The organism is Variovorax sp. J22G73, from assembly GCF_030317035.1.
GTDB lineage: Bacteria > Pseudomonadota > Gammaproteobacteria > Burkholderiales > Burkholderiaceae_C > Variovorax.
In genome coordinates, this window is the sequence record NZ_JASZYK010000006.1 from 236253 (window position 1) to 258164 (window position 21912).

Annotated in this window: 19 protein-coding genes; 9 read left to right on the plus strand and 10 right to left on the minus strand. The window is 69.1% G+C overall.

Features of this window, described 5'->3' with window-relative positions; all coding sequences use genetic code 11:
* Window positions 1-32: 32 nt before the first annotated feature.
* The 5 genes from QTI51_RS22580 to QTI51_RS22600 all read right to left on the minus strand — a co-directional run bounded on the left by QTI51_RS22580 (window position 33) and on the right by QTI51_RS22600 (window position 6253).
* Complete coding sequence (locus QTI51_RS22580) at window positions 33-866, minus strand: ABC transporter ATP-binding protein (protein ID WP_116911521.1); 834 nt, start codon at window positions 864-866, stop codon at window positions 33-35.
* Window positions 863-1690, minus strand: a complete 828-nt coding sequence (locus QTI51_RS22585) for an ABC transporter permease (RefSeq protein ID WP_116911522.1) — start codon at window positions 1688-1690, stop codon at window positions 863-865. The genes QTI51_RS22580 and QTI51_RS22585 overlap by 4 nt, the downstream gene beginning before the upstream one ends.
* Before the next feature lie 5 nt (window positions 1691-1695).
* A complete protein-coding gene (locus tag QTI51_RS22590; protein WP_116911523.1) occupies window positions 1696-2700 on the minus strand; it encodes an ABC transporter substrate-binding protein in 1005 nt (334 codons plus the stop codon).
* 20 nt (window positions 2701-2720) lie between these two features.
* Entirely contained in the window at window positions 2721-4520 is a 1800-nt protein-coding gene (atzF, locus tag QTI51_RS22595; RefSeq protein ID WP_116911524.1) for an allophanate hydrolase, read from the minus strand.
* 866 nt (window positions 4521-5386) lie between these two features.
* Window positions 5387-6253: a M48 family metallopeptidase gene (locus QTI51_RS22600; RefSeq protein WP_116911525.1), complete on the minus strand. Its 867-nt coding sequence runs from the start codon at window positions 6251-6253 to the stop codon at window positions 5387-5389.
* 60 nt (window positions 6254-6313) lie between these two features.
* Here QTI51_RS22600 and QTI51_RS22605 point away from each other — a divergent pair, with 60 nt between their 5' ends.
* From QTI51_RS22605 to QTI51_RS22635, 7 genes are all read left to right on the plus strand, one after another.
* Window positions 6314-7777 (plus strand): AmpG family muropeptide MFS transporter, encoded by a 1464-nt coding sequence (locus QTI51_RS22605; RefSeq protein WP_116911526.1) that lies wholly within the window; start codon window positions 6314-6316, stop codon window positions 7775-7777.
* 159 nt (window positions 7778-7936) lie between these two features.
* A complete protein-coding gene (locus tag QTI51_RS22610; RefSeq protein WP_207786761.1) occupies window positions 7937-9139 on the plus strand; it encodes a beta-ketoacyl-[acyl-carrier-protein] synthase family protein in 1203 nt (400 codons plus the stop codon).
* 5 nt (window positions 9140-9144) lie between these two features.
* Entirely contained in the window at window positions 9145-10029 is an 885-nt protein-coding gene (locus QTI51_RS22615; protein ID WP_116911647.1) for a beta-ketoacyl synthase chain length factor, read from the plus strand.
* A gap of 3 nt (window positions 10030-10032) precedes the next feature.
* Window positions 10033-11694 carry an NAD(P)/FAD-dependent oxidoreductase gene (locus QTI51_RS22620; RefSeq protein WP_116911527.1) on the plus strand — a complete coding sequence of 554 codons (1662 nt, stop codon included), beginning with the start codon at window positions 10033-10035 and terminating at the stop codon, window positions 11692-11694.
* A 53-nt stretch (window positions 11695-11747) separates the two neighbouring features.
* A complete protein-coding gene (locus QTI51_RS22625; RefSeq protein WP_116911528.1) occupies window positions 11748-12470 on the plus strand; it encodes a response regulator in 723 nt (240 codons plus the stop codon).
* Between the two features lie 111 nt (window positions 12471-12581).
* On the plus strand, window positions 12582-13784 hold the full coding sequence (locus QTI51_RS22630) for an ATP-binding protein (RefSeq protein ID WP_165840411.1): 1203 nt from the start codon (window positions 12582-12584) through the stop codon (window positions 13782-13784).
* Window positions 13785-13915: 131 nt separating this feature from the next.
* Window positions 13916-15163, plus strand: coding sequence for an O-antigen ligase family protein (locus QTI51_RS22635; RefSeq protein ID WP_116911530.1), 1248 nt, complete (start codon window positions 13916-13918; stop codon window positions 15161-15163).
* A 118-nt stretch (window positions 15164-15281) separates the two neighbouring features.
* Here the strand turns inward: QTI51_RS22635 and QTI51_RS22640 are convergent, their stop codons facing one another.
* On the minus strand, window positions 15282-15491 hold the full coding sequence (locus QTI51_RS22640) for a zinc-finger domain-containing protein (RefSeq protein ID WP_093127844.1): 210 nt from the start codon (window positions 15489-15491) through the stop codon (window positions 15282-15284).
* Window positions 15492-15496: 5 nt separating this feature from the next.
* The gene (locus QTI51_RS22645) at window positions 15497-16447 is read right to left on the minus strand and encodes a branched-chain amino acid transaminase (protein WP_116911531.1); all 951 of its coding nucleotides are present in this window, start codon (window positions 16445-16447) and stop codon (window positions 15497-15499) included.
* Window positions 16448-16587: 140 nt separating this feature from the next.
* Here QTI51_RS22645 and QTI51_RS22650 point away from each other — a divergent pair, with 140 nt between their 5' ends.
* On the plus strand, window positions 16588-17589 hold the full coding sequence (locus QTI51_RS22650; RefSeq protein ID WP_116911532.1) for a recombination-associated protein RdgC: 1002 nt from the start codon (window positions 16588-16590) through the stop codon (window positions 17587-17589).
* 48 nt (window positions 17590-17637) lie between these two features.
* Here the strand turns inward: QTI51_RS22650 and QTI51_RS22655 are convergent, their stop codons facing one another.
* Window positions 17638-18849, minus strand: coding sequence for a M20 aminoacylase family protein (locus QTI51_RS22655; protein WP_116911533.1), 1212 nt, complete (start codon window positions 18847-18849; stop codon window positions 17638-17640).
* A 58-nt stretch (window positions 18850-18907) separates the two neighbouring features.
* Entirely contained in the window at window positions 18908-20245 is a 1338-nt protein-coding gene (locus QTI51_RS22660; protein ID WP_116911534.1) for an MFS transporter, read from the minus strand.
* Between the two features lie 203 nt (window positions 20246-20448).
* On the opposite strand from QTI51_RS22660, the gene QTI51_RS22665 reads away from it, so the two are divergent.
* Window positions 20449-21393, plus strand: a complete 945-nt coding sequence (locus QTI51_RS22665; RefSeq protein ID WP_116911535.1) for a LysR family transcriptional regulator — start codon at window positions 20449-20451, stop codon at window positions 21391-21393.
* Window positions 21394-21452: 59 nt separating this feature from the next.
* On the opposite strand, the gene QTI51_RS22670 is transcribed toward QTI51_RS22665, so the two are convergent.
* The gene (locus tag QTI51_RS22670; protein WP_116911536.1) at window positions 21453-21899 is read right to left on the minus strand and encodes a glycerate kinase; all 447 of its coding nucleotides are present in this window, start codon (window positions 21897-21899) and stop codon (window positions 21453-21455) included.
* Window positions 21900-21912: the final 13 nt, after the last annotated feature.

Here is a 21912-nt window from a genome sequence, read left to right on the forward strand (position 1 = left end):
GCGGCTCCTTCTTTCGACCTGCTGTCGATGCCCTATCGACGGACTTCGCGCTGGAAGATGTCGAGGCTGAGCTTCTTCATGGCCACGAAGCTCTCGGTGCTCAGCGTTTCCACGGTGCGCGGGCGGGCATCGGCATAACGCAAGATCTCGGCCACCCTGGTGGGCCGCTTGGTCAGCAGCAGCACCTCGTCGGCCAGGTACACCGCCTCTTCGAGGTCGTGCGACACCAGCAGCATGGTGGTGCCGGTCTGCATGAACACCTCCTGCAGCTTCTCGCGGATGAACAGCGTCATCTCGAAGTCCAGCGCGGAGAAGGGCTCGTCGAGAAACAGCACCTCGGGGTTGGGCGCCAGCGCGCGCATGATCGACGCGGTCTGCTGCTGGCCGCCGGAGAGCTCGTACGGAAAGCGCTTGAGGTCGAACTTGACGTCGAAGGACGCCACCAGCTCCTGCATGCGCCGGTCGACCTCGGCCTTGCTGCGGCCTTCGAGCTTCAGCGGGTAGGCGATGTTGTCGATGGTGCGCATCCACGGGAACATCGCCTCGCGGTAGTTCTGGAACACGTAGCCGATCTTGGTGTCCTTGCGCTGCTTGCCGTCGAACAGGATCTCGCCCGCGTCGATGGGAATGAGCCCCGCGATCATGTTGATGAGCGTGGACTTGCCGCAGCCGTTGGGCCCGAACACCGAGACGATGGCCTGCTTGGGAATGTCGAGGTCGAAGTTCTCGTACAGCGGCCAGCCCGCGAAGTACTTGGTGAGCCCGCGGATGGTGATGTGCGTGCCGGCCGGGCCGGGCCTGAACACGGGCTTGGGCACGTCGGCGTACACCGGGCCGTTCAACACGATGTCGGGTGTCATTTTCATCTTCCGCTCCAGTGCACGATGCGGCGCTCGGCAATGAGAAAGAGGATGTTCAGGGCGTAGCCCAGCGCACCCGCCGCGAGGATGGCCGCGTACATGCTCTTCACGTTGAGCACCTGCTGCGCATCGATGATGCGGTGGCCCAGGCCGGTGTCGGAGCCGATGAACATCTCGGCCACGATGACGATCACCAGCGCCATCGACACCGCCGAGCGCAGGCCCACGAAGCTGGGCTGCAGGCTCTCCCAGATGAGCACGTCCTTGAAGACCTGCCAGCGCGAGGCACCCATGACGCGCGCGGCCATCACGCGCTGCTTGCGCGCGTTCATCACGCCGTAGGCGCTGTTGAACACCACGATGAGCAGCGCGCCGAAGGCCGCGATGGCCACCTTGTTGACGTCGCTCACGCCGAAGATCAGCAAGAAGAGCGGAATGAGCGCGGACGACGGCGTGGAGCGAAAGAAGTCGATGAGGAACTCCACGCTGCGGTAGGCGCGCTCGTTGCTGCCGAGCAGCACGCCCAGCGGCACGCCGACCACCGCCGCGATGAGAAAGGCCTGCAGCGTGCGCCACACGGTCATGACGAAGTCGGTGAGCAGCGGCCCGCCCGCCAGCCCCGTGAGGAGCGCGGCGATGGTGTCGGCCGGCGTGGGCAGCAGGATGGGCTTGATGAAGCCCAGGCGCACCACCAGGTCCCACGCGATGAACAGCACCACGGGGCCGATGAAGGGCAGCAGGCGGTCGCGCAGCGGCGGCTTGGGTGCGGCGGCGGCTGCCCCGGCCGGCGGGGTCCACGGCGCGGCCGTGGTCGTGCTTGCGTCGGCCATGGTCTTCAGGCCTTGTAGAGCAGGCCGTCCACCGGCACCTTCTTCTCGAAGATGCCTTTCTCGGTGAACAGGTCGTAGAACTTCTGGAAGTACGCGACGTCGCTCGGCTTGAACTCGTTGTAGAGCATGTACGACGCCAGCGGCACCTCGGCCGTGAGCTTGCCTTCGATGGCGGTGTAGCCCTTCATGAACTGGCGCGCCTCGTCGGGCTGGTTGCGCACCAGCGCCACGCCGCGCGCGTAGGCGGCGATGTACTTCGTGGCGACCTCGGGGTTCTTCTTGATGAACTCGCTCGTGAGGCTGGCCGCGCCGCCGTGCCACGGCGCCATCGGGTCGCCCAGGATGTACCTGGCGACCACGCCCGCCTCGATGACGCGCGTGGTGCCGTTCATGCGGCCCACGGTGCCGGTGGGCTCCAGCGTGTAGCAGGCGTCGACCTGCCCCGCCACCAGCGCGGCCACGTGCTGGCCGATGGGCAGCTCGCTGACGGTCGCGCCCTTGGCGCCGGCGCGCTCCAGCATGGTCTTGCACAGCGTGACGTTCTGGATGCCCGGGCCCGAGGCCACCTTCTTGCCGGCCAGATCGGCCATGGTCTTGAGCGGGCTGTCCTTGGCGACGATGAACTCGTCGAGTACGTACTTGGCGTTGCTCGGGTTGGTGCAGAAGATCTTGAAGAGCCCGGGCTGCGCGATCTCGCCGATGGCGAGGTTGGCCGAGCCGGTGCCGTTGGCGCTGCCGTCGCAGCGGCCCGCGAGCATGCCTTCCATCACCTGCTGGGCGCCGGCGAACTTCAGCGGCTCGACGTCGAGGCCGGCTTCCTTGAAGTAGCCCTTGTCCACGGCCGCGAAGAACGGCAGGCCCGCGGCCACGGGCCAGAAGCCGATGCGCAGCCTGGGCGTGCCCTGCGCGCGCACGATGGCCGGCGCGGCCAGCACGGCCAGGCCCGCGGCGCCGGCCTGCAGCAGCTGGCGTCGGTGGCGCGATGCGGTGGGTGGGTTCGGGTTGCTCATCGGGGACTCCTGGATGAAAGTCAAAGTGAAGAAGATGAAGAGGGCGAAGGCGATGAAGACAGGGTGCGGCTCGCGACGTAGGCACGCCAGCCGCCGTGCGACGTCACGTCCTGCGCGCCGGCCAGCGCATGGCCTTCGCAGATGAAACCCTTCACCCACGTGCCGTCGGCCAGCTCGACGCTGCCGAGGCCCAGGGGCGGCGGGATCAGCGCGAGAAAGCTGCCGACCTGCGCCAGGGGCACGGCCCAGACCTCGAGCGCGATGGCGGCGCCGGCTTTTCCGTCGCCCTCGCCCGCCCCCTCCGCCACGCGCTGCAGGCCGGGCTTGGGCGGCACGGTGCCGGGCAGCGCGTGCAGGCGGTAGGCGGGCGACGTGGTGGTGGCGCGCAGCAGCGTGGCGCCGCGCTCGGTGAGCTGGCCGTTCAGCGGCATGCCCGACAGGTGGGCACCGACCACGGCGATGGGCAGCATGTCGGCCCCCGCGGCGGCGAGCCCGGCGATGGCGCGCGGTGCAGGTAGCGGCGTGCCCATGGCGCCTTGCATGAGCCCGGTGGCGTGATGAAAGCGCTGGCCCAGGTCGGCCAGGGCCAGGTCGCTGCCGCAGGGCCCGATCAGCGTGATGCCGAACGGCAGGCCGTCCGCGCGCAGGCTGCTGGGCACCGACAGCGCGGCGTAGTCGAGCAGGTTGACGAAGTTGGTGTACGCGCCCAGGTTGCGGTTGAGCGCCACCGGGTCTGCTCGCATCTGCTCGCGGGTGTAGTGCGTGGGCGCGGTGGGCACCACCAGCACGTCGATGCCGCGCCACATGGGCTCGACCTTCTGCGCGATGGCGCGCAGTTGCGTCTGCGCGTCGAACACGTCGGCGGCGCTGTAGCCGCGGCCCTGGGCGAGGATGCCGCGCACGGGCTCGATCACCTCGTCGGCGTGCGCGTCGAAAAACGTGCGCACCGCCGCGTAGCGCTCGGCGACCAGCGCGCTTTCGTACAGCAGCGCGGCGGCCTCGGCGAGCGGCGCATACGAGATGGTGACGGGCGAGCCCCCCATGGCCAGCAGCCGCGCGGTGGCGTCGTTGAAGGCCTGCTCGGCGGCGGTGTCGCCGAAGAAGCTGAGCGTGTCGGGCACGCCGAAGTTGAAGTGCGCGGGCAGCGGCTGGCGGCGCAGGGCGGGCCCGCACGAGAAGTCACGCGAGAGGTCACGCGAGAAGTCACGAGAGTAGGGATCGCGCGCGTCGGGGCCGGCGGCGGCCAGCAGCACGTCGACGGCGGTGGCGACGGTCGTGGCGAAGATGGAGACGCAGTCCGCGCTCTGCGCCGCGGGCACCACGCCGAAGGCGCTGAGCAGGCCGCGCGAGGGCTTCAGCCCGACGATGTTGTTGAGCCCGGCAGGCACGCGGCCCGAGCCGGCGGTGTCGGTGCCGAGGGCGAAGTCGACCTCGCCGGCGGCCACCAGGTAGGCCGAGCCGGAGCTGGAGCCGCCCGAGACGTAGCGCGCGTCGAAGGCGTTGGTCACTTCGCCGTAGGGCGAGCGCGTGCCGTTCAGGCCGCAGGCGAACTGGTCGAGGTTGGTCTTGCCCGCCAGCGATGCACCGGCTTCGAGCAGGCGCTGCACCACGGTCGCGTGGGCTGCAGGGTGGCGCTCGAAGGCCGGGCAGGCGGCGGTGGTGGGCACGCCGGCCACGTCGATGTTGTCCTTGACCGCGAAGCGCAGGCCGGCGAGCGGCAGGGCGAAAGCGAGGCTGTCGCTGGCCCGGACATGCACGACGGGGGATGCGAATTTCGCGATCCAGGCGGCGGCGGGCGATCCGTTTTCTTCATGCACCATCGTTAGGCATCCAAACATGTGTACAAGTTGAGATGCAAGCGGCGTGCCAGCGGGAAGACGGGTTGAGACTGGGGATTGGGGTGGGGGATTTGCCCCTTCCCCCTCTGGGGGAAGGCTGGGATGGGGGCAGGCTGCGGTCGATGAAGCGCGGCTGTTATATGTGCGCCACCGCCCTCACCCCGCCCTCTCCCCAAGGGGAGAGGGAGCAAGACCGCACGCGCTCATCGGCATGCAGCGCGGCAGGACTTGGGATTTACTCCCTCTTCCCTCGGGGAGAGGGTTGGGGTGAGGGCAGGCCTTCGGTCAGGCGCCGCGCTTTTTCAAAGGCCGTCGAGCCCCCACCCCTGCCCTCCCCCAGAGGGGGAGGGAGAAAGACAGAAAGCCAGACTGCGCGGGATTCGGTTTTGCTCCTTCCCCTTCCGGGGGAAGGCTGGGATGGGGGCAGGCTGCGGTAGATGAAGCGCGGCTCTCATATGAGCGCCGCCACCCTCACCCCCGCCCTCTCCCCAGGGGAGAGGGAGCAAAACCGCACGCGCTCATCGGCATGCATCGCGGCAGGACTTGGGACTTACTCCCTCTCCCCTCGGGGAGAGGGTTGGGGTGAGGGCAGGCCTTCGACCAGGCGCCGCGCTTGTTCAAAGGCCGTCGAGCCCCCACCCCTGCCCTCCCCAGAGGGGGAGGGAGAAAGCCAGACTGCGCGGGATTCGGTTTTGCTCCTTCCCCCTCTGGGGGAAGGCTGGGATGGGGGCAGGCTGCGGTCGATGAAGCGCGGCTCTTTTATATGAGCGCCGCCACCCTCACCCCGCCCTCTCCCCAAGGGGAGAGGGAGCAAGACCCGAAACTCCCCCGAAGAAGCGCCAAACCGCTCAGCTCTTCTTCGCATCCCTGTAAAGCCTCTCCACCTTCGGCAGGTTCGCCTCCAGCTTCTCGATCCGGTCCGGCCCCGTCGGGTGCGTCGATAGAAAGTTCAGCCCACCCTGGTTCTTCGACGCCGCGGCCATCTTCTTCCACAGCGACACCGAGGCCTTCGGGTCGTAGCCCGCCCGCGCCGCGAGCTCCAGCCCCACCAGGTCGGCCTCGGTCTCGTCGCTGCGGCTGAACTTGAGCGTGATCAGCTGCGTGCCCGCGCGCGCCGCCATGTCGCCCACCTGCCCCAGGCCGAGCAGCTGCGCACCGATGGAGAGCGCCGCGCCGGTGCCCGCGCTCTTGGCCATGCGGGCGCGGGCGTGTTCGCGCAGCGCGTGGGCCATTTCGTGACCCATCACCATCGCGACCTCGTCGTCGCTCAGCTTCAACTGCTCGAGGATGCCGGTGAAGAAGGCGATCTTGCCGCCCGGCATGCAGAAGGCGTTGATCTGCTTGCTGCCGATCAGGTTGACCTCCCACTTCCAGTCGCGCGCACGCGCGTTCCAGGGCGTGGCGAACGGAATGAGCCGCCCGGCGATGGCGCGCAGGCGCTGCAGCTGCGGGTTGTTGTCGCCCGCCAGCGCGCCCTTGGCACGCGCCTGCTCCAGCAACTGGCCGTACTGCTGCACGCCGGCCGCCTCGATCTTGTCGGCGGGCACCAGGTTGCGCGCCACCGAGGCATTGCCGACGTTGACCTGCGCCAGCGCCGGGCCCGCCAGCGCCGCGCCCGCGGCCGCCAGCAGGAAGGCGCGCCGGGGGTTCCAGGCCGAGGCCGCGGAGAGCCGGGTGGCGGAGGCAAATTCAGGGCGGTCGCATCGTAGGCACATAGGGGCCGGATCATAGGAACAAATGAAGACAAAAGCGCCCGGTGATGACCCCGGGCACTCATGGACAATCCGGGGCTCATGTCCGCCACGCCCGCAGAAACCCCCACGCCCCCTCCAACGCCATCCCAGCCCTCCCCGCCCTGGCGCGACGCGCTGAAGGTCTACCTGGAACCCGCCACGCTGCGCATGCTGGCGCTGGGCTTCTCCGCCGGGCTGCCGCTGCTGCTGGTGCTGGGCACGCTGAGCTTTCGCCTGCGCGAGGCCGGCATCGACCGGGCCACCATCGGCTACCTGAGCTGGGTCGGGCTGGCCTACGGCTTCAAGTGGGTCTGGGCGCCGCTGGTCGACCGCCTGCCGCTGCCGCCGCTGACAACCCTGCTGGGGCGCCGGCGCGGCTGGCTGCTGCTGGCGCAGGGCATGGTGATCGCGGGGCTGGTCGGCATGGCCATGAACGACCCGCGCCTGGGGCTCACGCCGCTGATCTGGTGCGCGCTGCTGGTGGCCTTCGGCTCGGCCACGCAGGACATCGCGCTGGACGCCTTTCGCATCGAATCGGCCGAAACGCGCAAGCAGGCCGCGCTCGCCGCCGCGTACCAGACGGGCTACCGGCTCGCCATGATCTGGGCCGGCGCGGGCGTGCTGTGGGTCGCAGCCTGGGCCGAGGTGGCGCCTGCCGCCGCCTCCGCCGCAGTCACCGGCGCGGCCGCCTACCAGAACGGCGCCTGGAAAACGGCCTACCTGGTGATGGCGGCGTCCATGGCGGTCGGCGTGCTCACCGTGCTGCTGTCGCCCGAACCCGTGCGGCGCGTGCTGCCGCAGGCGAAGAACGCGGCCGAATGGCTGCAGGGCGCGCTCATCGAGCCTTTTGCCGACTTCATCCGCCGCTACAAGTGGCAGGCGGTGCTGATTCTTTCGCTGATTGCCATCTACCGCATCAGCGACGTGGTGATGGGCATCATGGCCAACCCCTTCTACGTGGACATGGGCTTCACCAAGGACGAGGTGGCCACGGTCAGCAAGATCTACGGCGTGGTCATGACGCTGGCGGGCGCCTTCGTGGGCGGCGTGCTGTCGATGCGCCTGGGCGTGATGCGCGTGCTGATGCTGGGCGCGGTGCTGAGCGCGGCCAGCAACCTGCTGTTCGCCTGGCTGGCCTCGCGCGGGCACGACCTGACGGCGCTCATCGCCGTGGTCTCGGCCGACAACCTGGCCGGCGGCATCGCCTCGGCCGCCTTTATCGCCTACCTGTCGAGCCTGACGAACATCAGCTACTCGGCCACGCAGTACGCGCTGTTCAGCTCGCTGATGCTGCTGCTGCCGAAGTTCATCGCCGGCTACTCGGGCGTGTTCGTCGATGCCTACGGCTACAGCACCTTCTTCACGGCCACGGCGCTGCTGGGCGTGCCGGTGCTGGTGCTGGTGGCGCTGGCGTCGCGGCTCACGACCACGGCACGCCCGCAGAGTGCCCAAAGCCCGGCAGGCCCACCCGCCGGACAGACGGCAGACAGCGCGGAGCGCGCCTGAAGCCCGCGGCGGCCTGAAGACGCCGCGCCTTATAGGACACGACCGACGCGGCGCGGCGCCCGCAACTGGTACGCTGTTTCGCGTATACATTCAGTTTTGCTGCTTTTTGTTTCTTTTCTCGCGCCCTTCCGTCGCCAGCAAACTCACCCAAAAAAGACCGTGCCGCCTCGAATCTCCCCCCTCCAAATCACCGCCTTCACGGCGACGTCGGCCGTCGGTGTCGGCAAGGAAGCGCTGGCCGACGCGCTCGCGCAGTCGCGCAGCGGCCTGCGCGCCAACGACTTCGGCGACGCGCCGCTGCCGACCTGGATCGGCCGCGTCGACGGCGTCGAAGACGTGCGGCTGCCCGAGGCGCTCGCGCGCTGGGACTGCCGCAACAACCGGCTGGCCTACATGGGCCTGCAGGCCGACGGCTTCATCGAGGCGGTGGCCGCCGCGCGTGAGAAGTACGGCGCCTCGCGCATCGCGCTCATCCTGGGCACCTCGACCGCCAGCATCGGCGAGACCGAACTGGCCTACACGCAGCTCGACGCCGAAGGCAACTTCCCGCTCGACCAGCGCCGCGCCGCGGTGCACACGCCACATTCGCTGGCCATGTTCACGCAGGAGCTGCTGGGCATCAGCGGGCCGAGCGAAACCATCTCTACCGCCTGCTCGTCCAGCGCCAAGGTGTTCGCGTCGGCCGAGCGGCTGATTCGCCTGGGCCTGGCCGACGCGGCCGTGGTGGGCGGGGCCGACACGCTGTGCGGCAGCGTGCTGTTCGGCTTCAATTCGCTCGAACTGGTGTCGACCGAGCCCTGCCGCCCCTTCGACGCCAACCGAAACGGCATCAGCCTGGGCGAGGCGGCGGGCTTCGCGCTGGTCGAGCGCGTGCAGGCGGGCGCCGACGCCTCGCCGCTGCGGCTGCTGGGCTACGGCGAAGCCAGCGACGCGCACCACATGTCCACGCCCCACCCCGAGGGCCTGGGCGCCGAGCGCGCGCTCGACGAGGCGCTGGCGCGCGCCGGCCTCGCGCCCGAGGCCATCGACTACATCAACATGCACGGCACCTCGAGCCAGAAGAACGACGAGGTCGAGGGCGCGCTGGTGGCGCGCCGCTTTCCCGCGCGCACGCACGCCAGCTCGACCAAGGGCTTCATGGGCCACACGCTGGGCGCCGCGGGCATCGTCGAGGCGGTCATCAGCCTGCTGGCCATCGAGCGCGGCCTGATGCCGGGCACGGTCAACACCCGCACGCTGGACGAAGGCTTCGGCCCGCAGATCAAGCTCGCGCCGGTGCACGCCGACGTGCGCTACGCGCTGTCCAACTCCTTCGGCTTCGGCGGCAACAACTGCTCGCTCGTGTTCGGCAAGGCAGCATGAGCGACATGAACCAAGCTTCCACCCACGCCACCGTGCCCCCGACGCTGTACATCGAAGGCCCGGCCTTCTGGACCCCCACGCTGCCCGGCTGGGAGGCCGCGCGCGCCGCCTTCCGCGGCGAAGGCACCTTGAGCGATCCGCCCGCCAAGCGCCCCGCGCCGCAGGTGCTGGCCCCGGCCGAGCGCCGCCGCGCGCCCGACACCGTGGCGCTGGCGCTCGAGGTGGCCGCCGCCGCCATGGCCGCCTCCGGCCGCAACGCCGCCGACGTGCCCTGCGTGTTCACCTCGGCGCACGGCGACCTGTCGATCAACGACTACATGTGCGGCACGCTCGCGACCGACCCCAAGGTGCTGTCGCCCACCAAGTTCCACAACTCGGTGCACAACGCGGCCGTGGGCTACTGGACCATCGGCACGGGCTGCATGGCCGCCAGCAACGCCATCTCGGCCTACGAACACAGCTTTGCCGCCGGCCTGCTCGAAGCGGCCGTGCAGTGCGCGGCCGACCAGGAAGCGGTGCTGCTGGTGGGCTACGACACGCCCACGGTCGGCGCGCTCACGTCCGTCACCGACAGCCGCGGCCTGCTCGCGGTGGCGCTGGTGCTGGCGCCCGCGCCCACCGAGCGCACTGTGGCGGCGCTGCAGTGGTCGCTGGCCAGCGGCGCGCAAGCAGCCACCGCCCCCACGCCGCCCCGCTCGGAGGCCGCCAGGTCGCTGGCCGGCATCAACCCGATGGCCGACGCGCTGGGGCTCTACGAGTCGCTGGCGCACCTGGACGCGGGTGACGCCGGCAAGGCGCACGGGAGCGTCGAGCTGCCGCTGTCGCCCACGCTGTCCCTTCGACTGCAGATCCAACCCATTCAACCCATCCAACCGACTTCCAGGAGCTGACCCATGAACGACACTGCGCTTGGCTCCTTCGACGCAGTGATCATGGGCGGCGGGCTGGCCGGCCTCACGCTGGCGCTGCAGCTGCGCCAGCGCTTCGGCGACCTGCGCGTGCTGGTGCTGGAGCGCCGCGCGCACCCGGTGCCGCACGCGGCGCACAAGGTGGGCGAGTCGTCGGTGGAAATCGGTGCGCACTACTTCGACACCGTGCTGGGCCTGAAGGCCCACATGGACGAGAAGCAGCTGCGCAAGTTCGGCTTTCGCTTCTTCTTCAGCGAAGGCCGCAGCGACGTCGAGAACGTCACCGAAATCGGCGCGAGCCGCTACCTGTCGGTGCCCAGCTACCAGATCGACCGCGGCATCTTCGAGAACTTCCTGGCCGAAGAGGCCACGCGCCAGGGCGTGCGCTTCATCGACAGCGCGCTGGTACGCCGCATCGACCTGAGCGAGAACACCGAAGGCGGCGCCACGCCGCACCACATCGAGTGGACGCGCGGCGACCAGACCCACCGCACCCAGGCGCGCTGGCTCATCGACGCCTGCGGACGCGCCGGCATGCTCAAGCGCAAGCTGGGCCTGGCCGAGCCGAACGCGCACGACGTGAACGCGGTGTGGTTCCGCATCGGCGAGCGCATCGCCATCGACGACTGGAGCGACAGCACCGAATGGCGCGAGCGCTGCAACCCGCAGGCGCGCTGGCTGTCGACCAACCACCTGGTGGGCGCGGGCTACTGGGCGTGGCTGATTCCGCTGGCCTCGGGCTCGCATTCGGTGGGCATCGTGGCCGACCCGAAGCTGCATCCGCTGGACACCATCGACACCTTCGACAAGGCCATGGCGTGGTTCGCCACCTACCAGCCGCGTCTTTACGAGGCGCTGGACGGCAAACGCCACCTGCTGCAGGACTTCGCGTTCCTCAAGCACTTCTCGCACGGCTGCAAGCAGGTGTTCTCGGGGCGCCAGCGCTGGGCCATGACGGGCGAGGCGGGGCTGTTCCTCGACCCCTTCTATTCGCCGGGCAGCGACTTCATCGCCATCGGCAACACCTACATCACCGACCTGATCGCGCAGGACCGCGCGGGCCGCCCGATCGATTCGCGCGCGCAGCTGTACGACCAGCTCTACCACTCGTTCTACGAGAGCACGCTGGCCCTCTACCAGGACCAGTACCCGCTCTTCGGCGACCCCGAGGTGCTGCCGGTGAAGGTGATCTGGGACTACGCCTACTACTGGGGCGTGCTGTCGCAGATCTTCTTCCAGCAGCGCCTGACCGACCTGCACGCGCTGGGCGGCCTGAAGGGCGAGCTGCAGCACTGCCAGCGGCTGAACCTCGCGGTGCAGACGCTGCTGCGCAACTGGTCGGCCGCCAGCGCGCGCGCCAACCCGGCGGTGATGCTCGACCAGGCCGCGATGCCGTGGTTCGCCGAGCTCAACCGCAGCCTGAAGGACACGCTGGACGACGCCGCGTTTCGCGCGCGCATCCGCGCCTCGACCGTGCAGCTGCGGCAGCTGGCCGGCGAAATACTCGAGCGCGCGCGGTTGGCCGATGCCGACGTGGACGCCACGCAACTGAGCGCATTGCTCGCGGAAAATCTCGACCTCCCCCCGGCGGCCGTTGGACAGGGCGCTATGCTTTTCGCAGCAGCTCCGGTTGACACGGCCCCCTGAGGTTTACCCAACTTTACGGAGCGTTCAAGCCTGCTTGCTCCCTGTGGACGACCATGAAGCGCATGAGCACCCCCCAACTCCTGATGATCGAAGACGACGTCCGCCTGGCGCAGATGGTGGGCGAATACCTGACGCAGTCGGGCTTCGCCTTCAACCACGCCGCCGACGGCGCGAACGGCCTCGAGCAGCTGCAGCAGCACGCGCCCGACCTCGTGATCCTCGACCTGATGCTGCCCGACACCGACGGGCTCGAAGTGTGCCGCCGCATTCGCGCGCTGCCGGGCCCGATGTCGAAGGTGTCGGTGCTGATGCTGACGGCCAAGGGCGACCCGATGGACCGCATCATCGGCCTGGAGATCGGCGCGGACGACTACCTGCCCAAGCCCTTCGAGCCGCGCGAGCTGCTGGCGCGCATTCGCGCCGTGCTGCGCCGGCGCAGCGAGAACGCCACCGAGACCGAGGCCTCCACCGTGATGCGCTTCGGCACGCTGGAAATCGACCGCAACGCGCGCACCGTGTCGGTGGCCGGCGCGCTGGCCGACCTGACCTCCTACCAGTTCGACCTGCTGGTGGCCATGGCCGAGCGCGCGGGCCGCGTGCTCACGCGCGACCAGATCATGGAGGCCGTGCGCGGGCGCGAGCTCGAGGCCTTCGACCGCTCCATCGACGTGCACATGGGCCGCATCCGCGCGGCCATCGAGGTCGACGCGAAGAACCCCAAGCGCATCCTCACGGTGCGCGGCGTGGGCTACGTCTTCGCCAAGCAGCAAGACTAAGAAAATGTCAGCCCCCCGGCTTTTCATTCGCTTCGCGCCGTGCAATTCGCCATCCCCCGAGGGGGAGGCGCGGCTCGCCTTGAGGCGGCCCTGCGGCGGCCGCCTCTTTTCATGATGCTGCGCAGCTTCTATTCACGCCACCTGTACGTGCGCATCTGGCTCGCGGTGGTGGGCGGCGTGGTCATCCTCACGCTGATGGCCAACTGGATCGTGCGCGAGGCGGCCGAAGCCGAGCGCGAGCGGCTGGCACCGGTGCCGCGCAACGTGGTGGTGCTGGACGCACAAGACAAGCAGATCGGCGCGGGCACCGCGCTGCGCGTGCCCGGCCAGGGGCTGGAGTTCGACGTGACGCTGAGCGACGGCAAGTCGGTCACGCTGCGCGTGGCGCCGCGTGAACGGCCCACCGGCTCGGGCGGCTTCGCGCCGTGGCGCACGCCCTTCGGGCTGGGCTGGATGATCGCGCTGGTGGGCGTGGCGGTGGCGCTGGGCGTGTACCCGATCGTGCGGCGCATCACGCAGCGGCTGGAGTCGCTGCAGCGCGGCGTGCAGCGCTGGGGCGAAGGCGATCTCTCGGTGCGCGTGACCGAAGAAGGGCAGGACGAAGTGGCAGATCTCTCGAAACGATTCAACGCGTCGGCGCAACGCATCGAACAGCTGGTGCGCTCGCACAAGTCGCTGCTGGCCAACGCCTCGCACGAGCTGCGTTCGCCGCTCACCCGCATCCGCATGGGCCTGGAGCTGATGGGCGAGCGCCCGAGCCAGTCGGCGCGCGAGGAAATCTCGCGCAACATCGGCGAGCTCGACCAGCTCATCGACGAGATCCTGCTGGCCAGCCGGCTGGACGCCAGCGAGGCCGACATGGGCACCATCGAGGCGGTCGACCTCACCGGCCTGGCCGCCGAGGAATGCTCGCAGGTGAACGCCGAGCTCGACCTGGCCGAAGGCACCGACAACGCCACCCTCACCGTGCCGGGCGTGTCGCGCCTGCTGCGCCGCGCCATCCGCAACCTGCTGGAAAACGCCCGCCGCTACGGCGCCGGCGAAATCGCGGTGGAGCTGGGCAGCGCCAACGGCTTTGCCACGGTGCGCGTGAACGACCGCGGCCCGGGCGTGCCGCCGGGGCTGCGCGAACGCATCTTCGAGCCCTTCTACCGGCTGCCCGGCGCCAGCGAGCGCAACGGCGGCGTGGGCCTGGGGCTGGCGCTGGTGAAGTCGATCGCCGAGCGGCACGGCGGCACGGTGCGCTGCGAAGACCGGCCGGGCGGCGGCGCGAGCTTCGTCATTCGCCTGCCGGTAGCGGCGCGCGGGCACTGACCGGCACTGAGCCGGCACTGAGGGGCACCCAAGGCCGCCGAAGGCCGCTGGGCCGCCCGGGGCCAACGCCCTGCCGCACGCGGGGCCTCGGTCAGGTTGGCGCCGCGGGGCGCACCTAGAATTCCGCCCCTATGCAGAGATCGCACATCGTTCGGCCCGCGGCCATGTTCTGGGGGCTGGTGGTGTTCATGCCGGTCGGCGTCACCTACCTTTCAGCCATCTTGCTGCTGCTCACCCTGGTGGTGGCCGGCGACGGGCGCGAGCGCCTCGCGCGGCTGCGCGCCAACCCGCTGTGGTGGCCGGTGATGGCCTACCTGGCCTGGACGCTGCTGGTGCTGGCCTTCGGGCGGCACTACCCCGAGACCCCGTCCAACCTGTTCCACGGCATCCGCATCGGCCTCACCATATTGATGGCGATGGCGCTCACGCGCGAGGAAGCGCTGTGGGCGCTGCGCGGCTTCCTGCTGGCCGCGGCGCTGGGCGTGCTGCTGGTGGTGGCGTACTACGCCATCGGCTTTCCGCTGTGGTCGCCGCTGCGCGCGGTGGTCATGGAGGTGGGCAACAAGTCGATCAGCAATGCGCTGCTGTTCAGCGTGGTGGCCTCCACGGCCGCCGTGTGGGGCATTGCGCAAATTGCCGCGCACCGGCCGCTGCGCGCGATTCCAGCCTTCGTGCTGATGCTCGGGCTGGGCCTGGTGGTGGCGCTGCCGCTGACCTCGCGCACCTCGGTGCTGGCGCTGCTGCTGGTGGTGCCGGTGGTGTGCATCCACCAGTGGCGCAGCCACCTGAAGATGCTGGTGGGCGCGCTGGTGCTGGGGACCGTGGTGCTGGGTGCGGGGCTCTACCAGCTGCCGCAGCTGCAGCACAAGGTGGAGACCGGCGTGCAGGAAATCGAAGACGCGCAGAACGGCGCCGTGTTCCACGGCAGCTGGATCATTCGCTACTACATGTACCGCGACACCGGCCGCATGATCGCCGACCGCCCGCTCACCGGCTGGGGCATCGGCGGCTGGACCGAGCAGTGGCACAAGCGCGGCCCGGCGCTGTTCGCGGACTCGAACATGCCGCACAACGACTTCCTGTGGGTCGGCTCGCAGGGCGGGCTGCCAGCCTTGCTGAGCTTGCTGCTCATCATGGTCACGGCGGTGTGGCAGGCGTGGAAGCGCCCCGACATCGCGGGCCGCTACGCGCTGGCGGCCACGCTGATCGCGCTGATCGCGTCGAGCGTGAACTCGGCGCTGCGCGACGCGCAGATCGGGCTGGCGCTGCTGTGGATCGCCATGATCTACCTGCGGCTCGCGCAGGAAAAGAACGATCCGAATCCGTGGCGTGGCCTGCTGCCGTCGCGCCGCGTGGAATCGTTGACCCAACCAGGTTGATGGGCCGGCGGGGCTGGTAGGGCAGAGGGCCTGACGGACTGAAGGCGCCGCATTGCGCGGCGCCTAGCTTTGGCCTCGCGCCCCGAGCCTCGAAGGGCTCAGGAACGCTGTCGCGCTTTCAGTGCCGCGACGACACCGTTTCACCCGCCTTCAGGCGGTACACCGTGCCGCAGTACGGGCACTTGGCTTCGCCGGTGCGCGCCACGTCGAGGTACACCTTCGGGTGGTTGTTCCAGAGCTTCATGTCGGCCTTGGGGCTGGGGCAGAACACGCCGCCTTGATGATTGAGCTCCTTGGCCAGGAGTTCGACGACTGCATTGGTGGACATGGGATTCAGACTTTCGTGAGCCAGTGGGCGTACTTGGGGTTCTTGCCGTTCACGATGTCGAAGAAGGCAGACTGGATTTTCTCGGTGATGGGGCCGCGCGAGCCGCCGTCGCCGCGGTTACCGATCTCGATGCGGTCGAGCTCGCGGATGGGCGTCACTTCGGCGGCGGTGCCGGTGAAGAAGGCCTCGTCGGAAATGTAGACCTCGTCGCGCGTGATGCGCTTTTGCACCAGCTCCAGGCCCAGGTCCTTGCAGATGTGCAGGATGGTGTTGCGCGTGATGCCGTTGAGCGCGCCGGCCGACAGGTCGGGCGTGTACACCACGCCGCCCTTGACCACGAAGATGTTCTCGCCCGCGCCCTCGGACACGAAGCCGCTCGCGTCGAGCAGCAGCGCCTCGTCGTAGCCGTCGTCCAGCGCTTCCATGTTGGCCAGGATCGAGTTGGTGTAGTTGCTCACCGACTTGGCCTGCGTCATCGTGATGTTGACGTGGTGGCGCGTGTAGCTGGAGGTCTTCACTCGGATGCCGCGCTTCAGGCCCTCTTCGCCGAGGTAGGCGCCCCACGACCAGGCCGCGACCATGGCGTGGATCCTGTTGCCCTTGGGGCTCACGCCGAGTTTCTCGGAGCCGATCCAGATCAGCGGGCGCAGGTAGCAGCTTTCGAGCTTGTTCTCGCGAACGACCTGCTTCTGCGCTTCGTTCAGCTGCTCTTGCGTGAACGGGATCTTCATGCGCAGGATCTTGGCGCTGTTGAACAGGCGCTCGGTGTGCTCGGCCAGGCGGAAGATGGCCGTGCCCTCGGGCGTCTTGTAGGCGCGCACGCCCTCGAAGGCGCCGCAACCGTAGTGCAGCGTGTGGCTCAGCACGTGGATCTTGGCGTCGCGCCAGTCCACGAGTTCGCCGTCCATCCAGATCTTGCCGTCACGGTCGTCCAGCGAGGGGGGGATCGAGCTCATTTCCTGATTCCTTTGGGAGCGGTGGGGTGCGACCGGGGGCAGTCGCAAAAGCTTTCGATTTTAAGGCGCAGCCCGCGGCCGTGCTCCTGCAGGGTGCCCGACAATGGTTGGTTGTCCAAACCAGTGGAAAAAGGGTTTCCGTGTCCGTATTCAAGAACGTCATCGTCTATCGCATCGAACCTGCCTGGTCCCAAACACTGGCCGAGGCGGAAGAAGGGCTTGCCAAGCAGCGCTTCGTGCCGTGCGGCCCCTCGCAGGAAAAGTCCGCCGGCTGGGTCGAGCCCCGCGGCGAAGCCAACGGCCCGTTGGTCGAATCCATCGACGGCCAGTGGCTGGTCGAGTACATGATCGAAAGCAAGCAGGTCCCCGGCTCGGTGGTGCGCCGCAAGCTCGACGAGCGCTGCGCCAGCATCGAAGCCACCACCGGCCGCAAGCCCGGCAAGAAGGAAAAGAAGGACCTGAAAGAAGACATCACGCTGGAGCTGCTGCCCATGGCCTTCACCCGCAGCGCGCGCGTGACGGTGTGGATCGACAAGGCCGAGAACCGCCTGGTAATCAACAGCGGCAACGCCACGCGCGCCGACGAGGTGGTCACCAGCCTGGTGAAGTCGCTCGACGGCTTTGCCGTGGCGCTGGTCAACACGCAGATCGAGCCGGCCGCCGCCATGGCCAACTGGCTGCTCACGCAGGAGCCGCCGGCCGGCTTCAGCATCGACCGCGAGTGCGAGCTCAAGGCCTCCGACGACTCCAAGGCCGTGGTGCGCTATGCCAAGCACGCGCTGGACATCGACGAGGTGAAGCAGCACATCACCGACGGCAAGCGCCCCACGCGCCTGGCGCTCACCTGGGACGACCGCGTGTCCTTCGAGCTCACGCAGGGCATGCTGATCCGCAAGATCACCTTCCTCGAAGGCACGGGCGACGGCGCCTCCGGTGGCAAGAAGGAAGACAACTTCGACGCCGACGTGGCCATCGCGACCGGCGAGCTCGGCCAGCTGGTGCCGGCGCTGCTCGACGCGCTGGGCGGCGAAGCGGCGTTCTCCGCGGCCCCGCCCGACGACACGGTCAAGCCCGCGGCAAAAGCACCGACGACCACGACGCCGGCCGATGCGCCCGAAGAGGAAGAAGACGCGCCGTTCTGACGCGCATTGTTTTGAAGCGCATTGTTCTGACGCGCCTTCGATGAACGCTCAGGCGACCAGGTAGGTCTGCGCCAGCCGCACCCAGCACGCGGCGCCCAGCGGCAGCACCTGGTCGTTGAAGTCGTAGCCCGGGTTGTGCACCATGCAGCCCCCGAACTCGCCCTCCCCGTTGCCCAGCAGCAAATAGCAGCCCGGCAACGCGTCGAGCATCCAGGCGAAGTCTTCGCTGCCCGCGAAGCCCTTGGGCGCCTGCGTGACGACGTTCTCCTCGCCCACCAGCTCGGCGCACACCTGCGCGGCCAGCTGCGTCTCGGCCGCGGTGTTGACCACCGGCGGCACCAGCTGGCGGTAGTCGATCTCGGCCTGCACGCCGTGCGCCTGCGCGGTGAAGTCGACGATCTCGCGGATGCGCTGCTCGACCAGCGCGCGCGTCTCGGGCCGCGCCGCGCGCACGTTCAGGCCCAGCGACACCGACTGCGGAATCACGTTGTGCGTGGCCCCGCCGCGAATGAAGCCCACCGACACCACCGCCGTGTCGTCGGGCGCCACGTTGCGCGCCACCACGGTCTGCAGCGCGGTGACGATGGCCGCGGCCGCGGCGACCGGGTCGCGCGCGCGGTGCGGCATGGCGCCGTGCCCGCCCACGCCCTTGATGGTGACGTCGGCCACGTCGGACGACAGCGTCACCGGCCCCTCGATGGCCAGCATCGTGCCCACCGGCACGCCGGGCGCGTTGTGCAGCGCGTACACCGCGTCGCAGGGAAAGCGCTCGAACAGGCCGTCGGCGATCATCGCGCGCGCGCCGCACAGGTTCTCTTCGTCGGGCTGAAAGATCAGGTTCAGCGTGCCGTCGAAGTCGCGCGCCTTCGCCAGCGCCTTCGCGGCCGCCAGCAGGATGGCGGTGTGCCCGTCGTGCCCGCAGGCATGCATGCGGCCCGCGTTGCGGCTCGCGTACGGCAGGCCGGTGGCCTCGGTGATGGGCAGCGCGTCCATGTCGGCGCGAATGCCCAGGCTGCGCGTGCCCTTGCCCAGCTTCAGCTGCGCCACGATGCCGGTCTTGCCGATGCCGGTGTGCACCTCGTAGCCCCAGCTGCGCAGCAGGTTCGCGACCAGCTCGCTGGTGGCGCTCACCTCGAAGCCGAGCTCGGGGTTGGCGTGGATCTGCCGGCGAATGTCGACGAAGGCCTGCGTGTCGACGTCGGCCTGGGGCAGCAGGCGCGACAGGAGCTTGGTGGTCTGGGGGCTGAGTTCGCGGGTCATGAAAGAAATCCGTTGCGATGAAGGTGAAAAAGGCGGGCCAGGGGGCGGCGTTCGCGCATCAGGCCGTCTTGCGCTCGCGCAGGCTCAGCAGCGCGACCAGGCTCAGCACGCCGCAGACCATCATGTAGAAGGCCGGCGACAGCGGGTTGTCGGTCTTTGCCAGCAGCCAGGTCACGATGAACTGCGACGAGCCGCCGAAGATGGTCACGCCCACGCTGTAGATCACCGAGATGCCGCTGGCACGCACGCCGGCCGGCAGCATCTCCAGCAGCATCAAAAACATGGGGGTGGTGCCGATGTTGACGCTGGCCGTCAGCAGCGCCGACAGCGCCAGCACCAGCGGCACGCTCGGGTGGTGGCTGATGAGCCAGAACACCGGCACCACCGCGACCACGCTGAACAGCAGCGAGCCGATCACCAGCGGCTTGCGATCGGGCAGCCGGTCGGCCAGGCGCCCCGCCACCAGCGACACCACGAACAGCGTGATGCCCGTGACGCAGCCCGACAGCAGCGACAGCGACGGCGGCATGTGCAGCACGCGGATCATGTAGGTGGGCATGAAGAACACCACCAGGTACATCGTGGCCGTGCCCGCGGTGGTGGCCAGGATGCCCTTGAGCACCGTGCCGCCGTGCGCGCGCAGCAGGCGCCCCACGGGGCTGGACTCGTGGCGCTCGGCAACGTGCGTCTCGTCGAGGTTGGCGCGAATGTAGAGGCCCACCGGCGCGATCAGCAGGCCGAGCAGGAACGGCAGGCGCCAGCCCCAGCTCTCCAGCGAGGCCTGCGGCAACGCGGCGTACAGCGCGGCGCCCGTGAACGCGCCCAGCAGCGCCGACACGCCCTGGCTCGCGAGCTGCCAGCTCACGCGAAAGCCGCGGCCCTTCACGCCGCCGGCCTCCATCAGCATGGAGGTGGCCGCGCCCACTTCGCCGCCGAGCGAAAAGCCCTGCAGCAGCCGGCCGGCCACGATCATCAGCGAGCCGAACACGCCGGCCGACGCATAGGTCGGCGCGAACGCGATGCACAGCGTGCCCAGCACCATCAGGCCGATGGTCAGCGTCATGGCGGCCTTGCGGCCCTTGCGGTCGGCGTAGTTGCCGATGATCACGCCGCCCAGCGGGCGCATCACGAAGCCGATGCCGAAGGTGGCCACCGCCAGCAGCAGCGAGCCGTAGGCGCTGTCGGAGGGAAAGAACAGCTTGCCGATCAGCAGCGCGAAGAAGCTGTAGACGGTGAAGTCGTACATCTCCAGCGCGTTGCCCAGCGAGCAGGCCGCGATCAGGCGGAACTGGCTCTGCGGTGCCTTCGCCCGGGTGGCACTGGTGGCGGTGGATGCGCCGGCGGCGCTGGACGCAGAACCCCCGATCGGGCTTGCAGGCAAGGTGGCTTCGCTCATCTAATGTCTCCACGAACAGGTTGCGCAGGTGCCCGGCGGGGCCCTTTGCGGCGGAGTATTCAGGCAAAGCGCAGCAGCGAAGAATCACAAATTTTCATGCCGATAACCAAACGGAATCCCCGACAGAAAGAGCCCTTCGGCACCATCGGGAGAACCACCAAGACGGCGTTTTCGCGCCCCTTTTTCGAGAACGCGGCACCACGATGAAGCTGCAACAGTTGCGCGTCCTGCTGGCCGTGGCCCAGCACGGCAGCATCCACGAGGCCTCGCGCAGCCTGCACACCACGCAGCCCGCGCTCTCCAAGACCATCTCGGAACTGGAGCGCGAGCTCGGTGTGACGCTGATGTCGCGCTCCACGCGCGGCGTAAGCCTGACGGCCTACGGCGTTGCGCTGGTCAAGCGCGCGAGCCTGGTCGAGCAGGAACTGCGGCATGCGCTGGAAGACATCGAGGCCATTCGCGGGCACGACGAGGCGCAGCTGAACATCGGCTTCACCGCCGTGGCGTCGAGCGGGCCGCTGCCCGATGCGATGGCGTCGTTCAGGCAGCGCTTTCCCAATGTGGCGATGCGCTGCTTCGAGCTGCGGCCGCAACAGATCTTCGAGGGGCTGCGCGAGGGGCGGCTCGACCTGGGGCTGATCTCCACCTGCAACGGGCCGGGCACCAACTCCTTTCAGTGGGAGCCGTTGTTCTCGGTGGCCATGCACCTGTCGGTGCGCGCGGGCCATCCGCTGCGGCGGGTGCGCAAGCTGCAGCCGCTGCTGGACGCCGACTGGCTGGTGCTCGACCCGATCGACGACGCGGGCAGCCCGCTGGTCAGCACGATGCAGATGCACGGGCTCGAGATGCCGCGGCGCATGGTGCAGAGCGCGTCGAACCTGCTGGGCCTGCAGCTGGCCACGCAGACCGACATGATCAGCATGTGGTCGGACTTCGTGTTCCACGGCGCGGGGCCGCTGCGGCTGCAGCCCGGCCTGCTGGAGAAGCTGCCGATCACCGACGCGCTGCCCGACTTCGACGTGTTCCTGGTGTACCGGTCGGCCGACCTGATGACGCATGCGTGCGCGGAATTCGCCAAGGAGGCGCGGCACCAGGCGAAGGCGAACCCGCCGTGGCGCCAGCCCGGGCGCAAGGCGCGCGGGGGGTGAAGCGGGGTGGAATGAAGCGCGCGAGGTAAAGCGCGCGGGATGAAGCGCGCGGGGTTCGATCAGGCCGCGGGGGTTTGCGTGTGGTCGTCGGCCGCGGTGCCGCCGTCTGTATCCGGCCGCGTCATGGCCCAGCTCTGCAGCTTGCCGCCGTTGAACACGGCGTCGACATAGGAGCCGCCGCCGTCGGTCCAGCGGTACAGCTCGGGCTGTTCGTCCTTGGGCGAGCGCAGTTCGCCCAGTGCGTGGGTCATGGCGATCACGTGCATCAGCGTGGCGCCGGGCTTGAGCTTGGCGTTGAGCATCACGGCGCTGCCCACGTAGCCCACGGGCCGGTCGGCGGCGCGCTTGAGCACCTGCATGGCGCGGTTGAAGTGCAGCAGCAAGAACATCACGATGGCGCCAGCAGCCAGGGCAACGCCGCCCCAGCCGCCGCTGCGCCAGGCCAGCCCCAGGAGAAGGATGGCGCCCACGGGCACCAGAAATTTCTTAAAATTCATGGCGCGCATTGTCGCCGCCCGC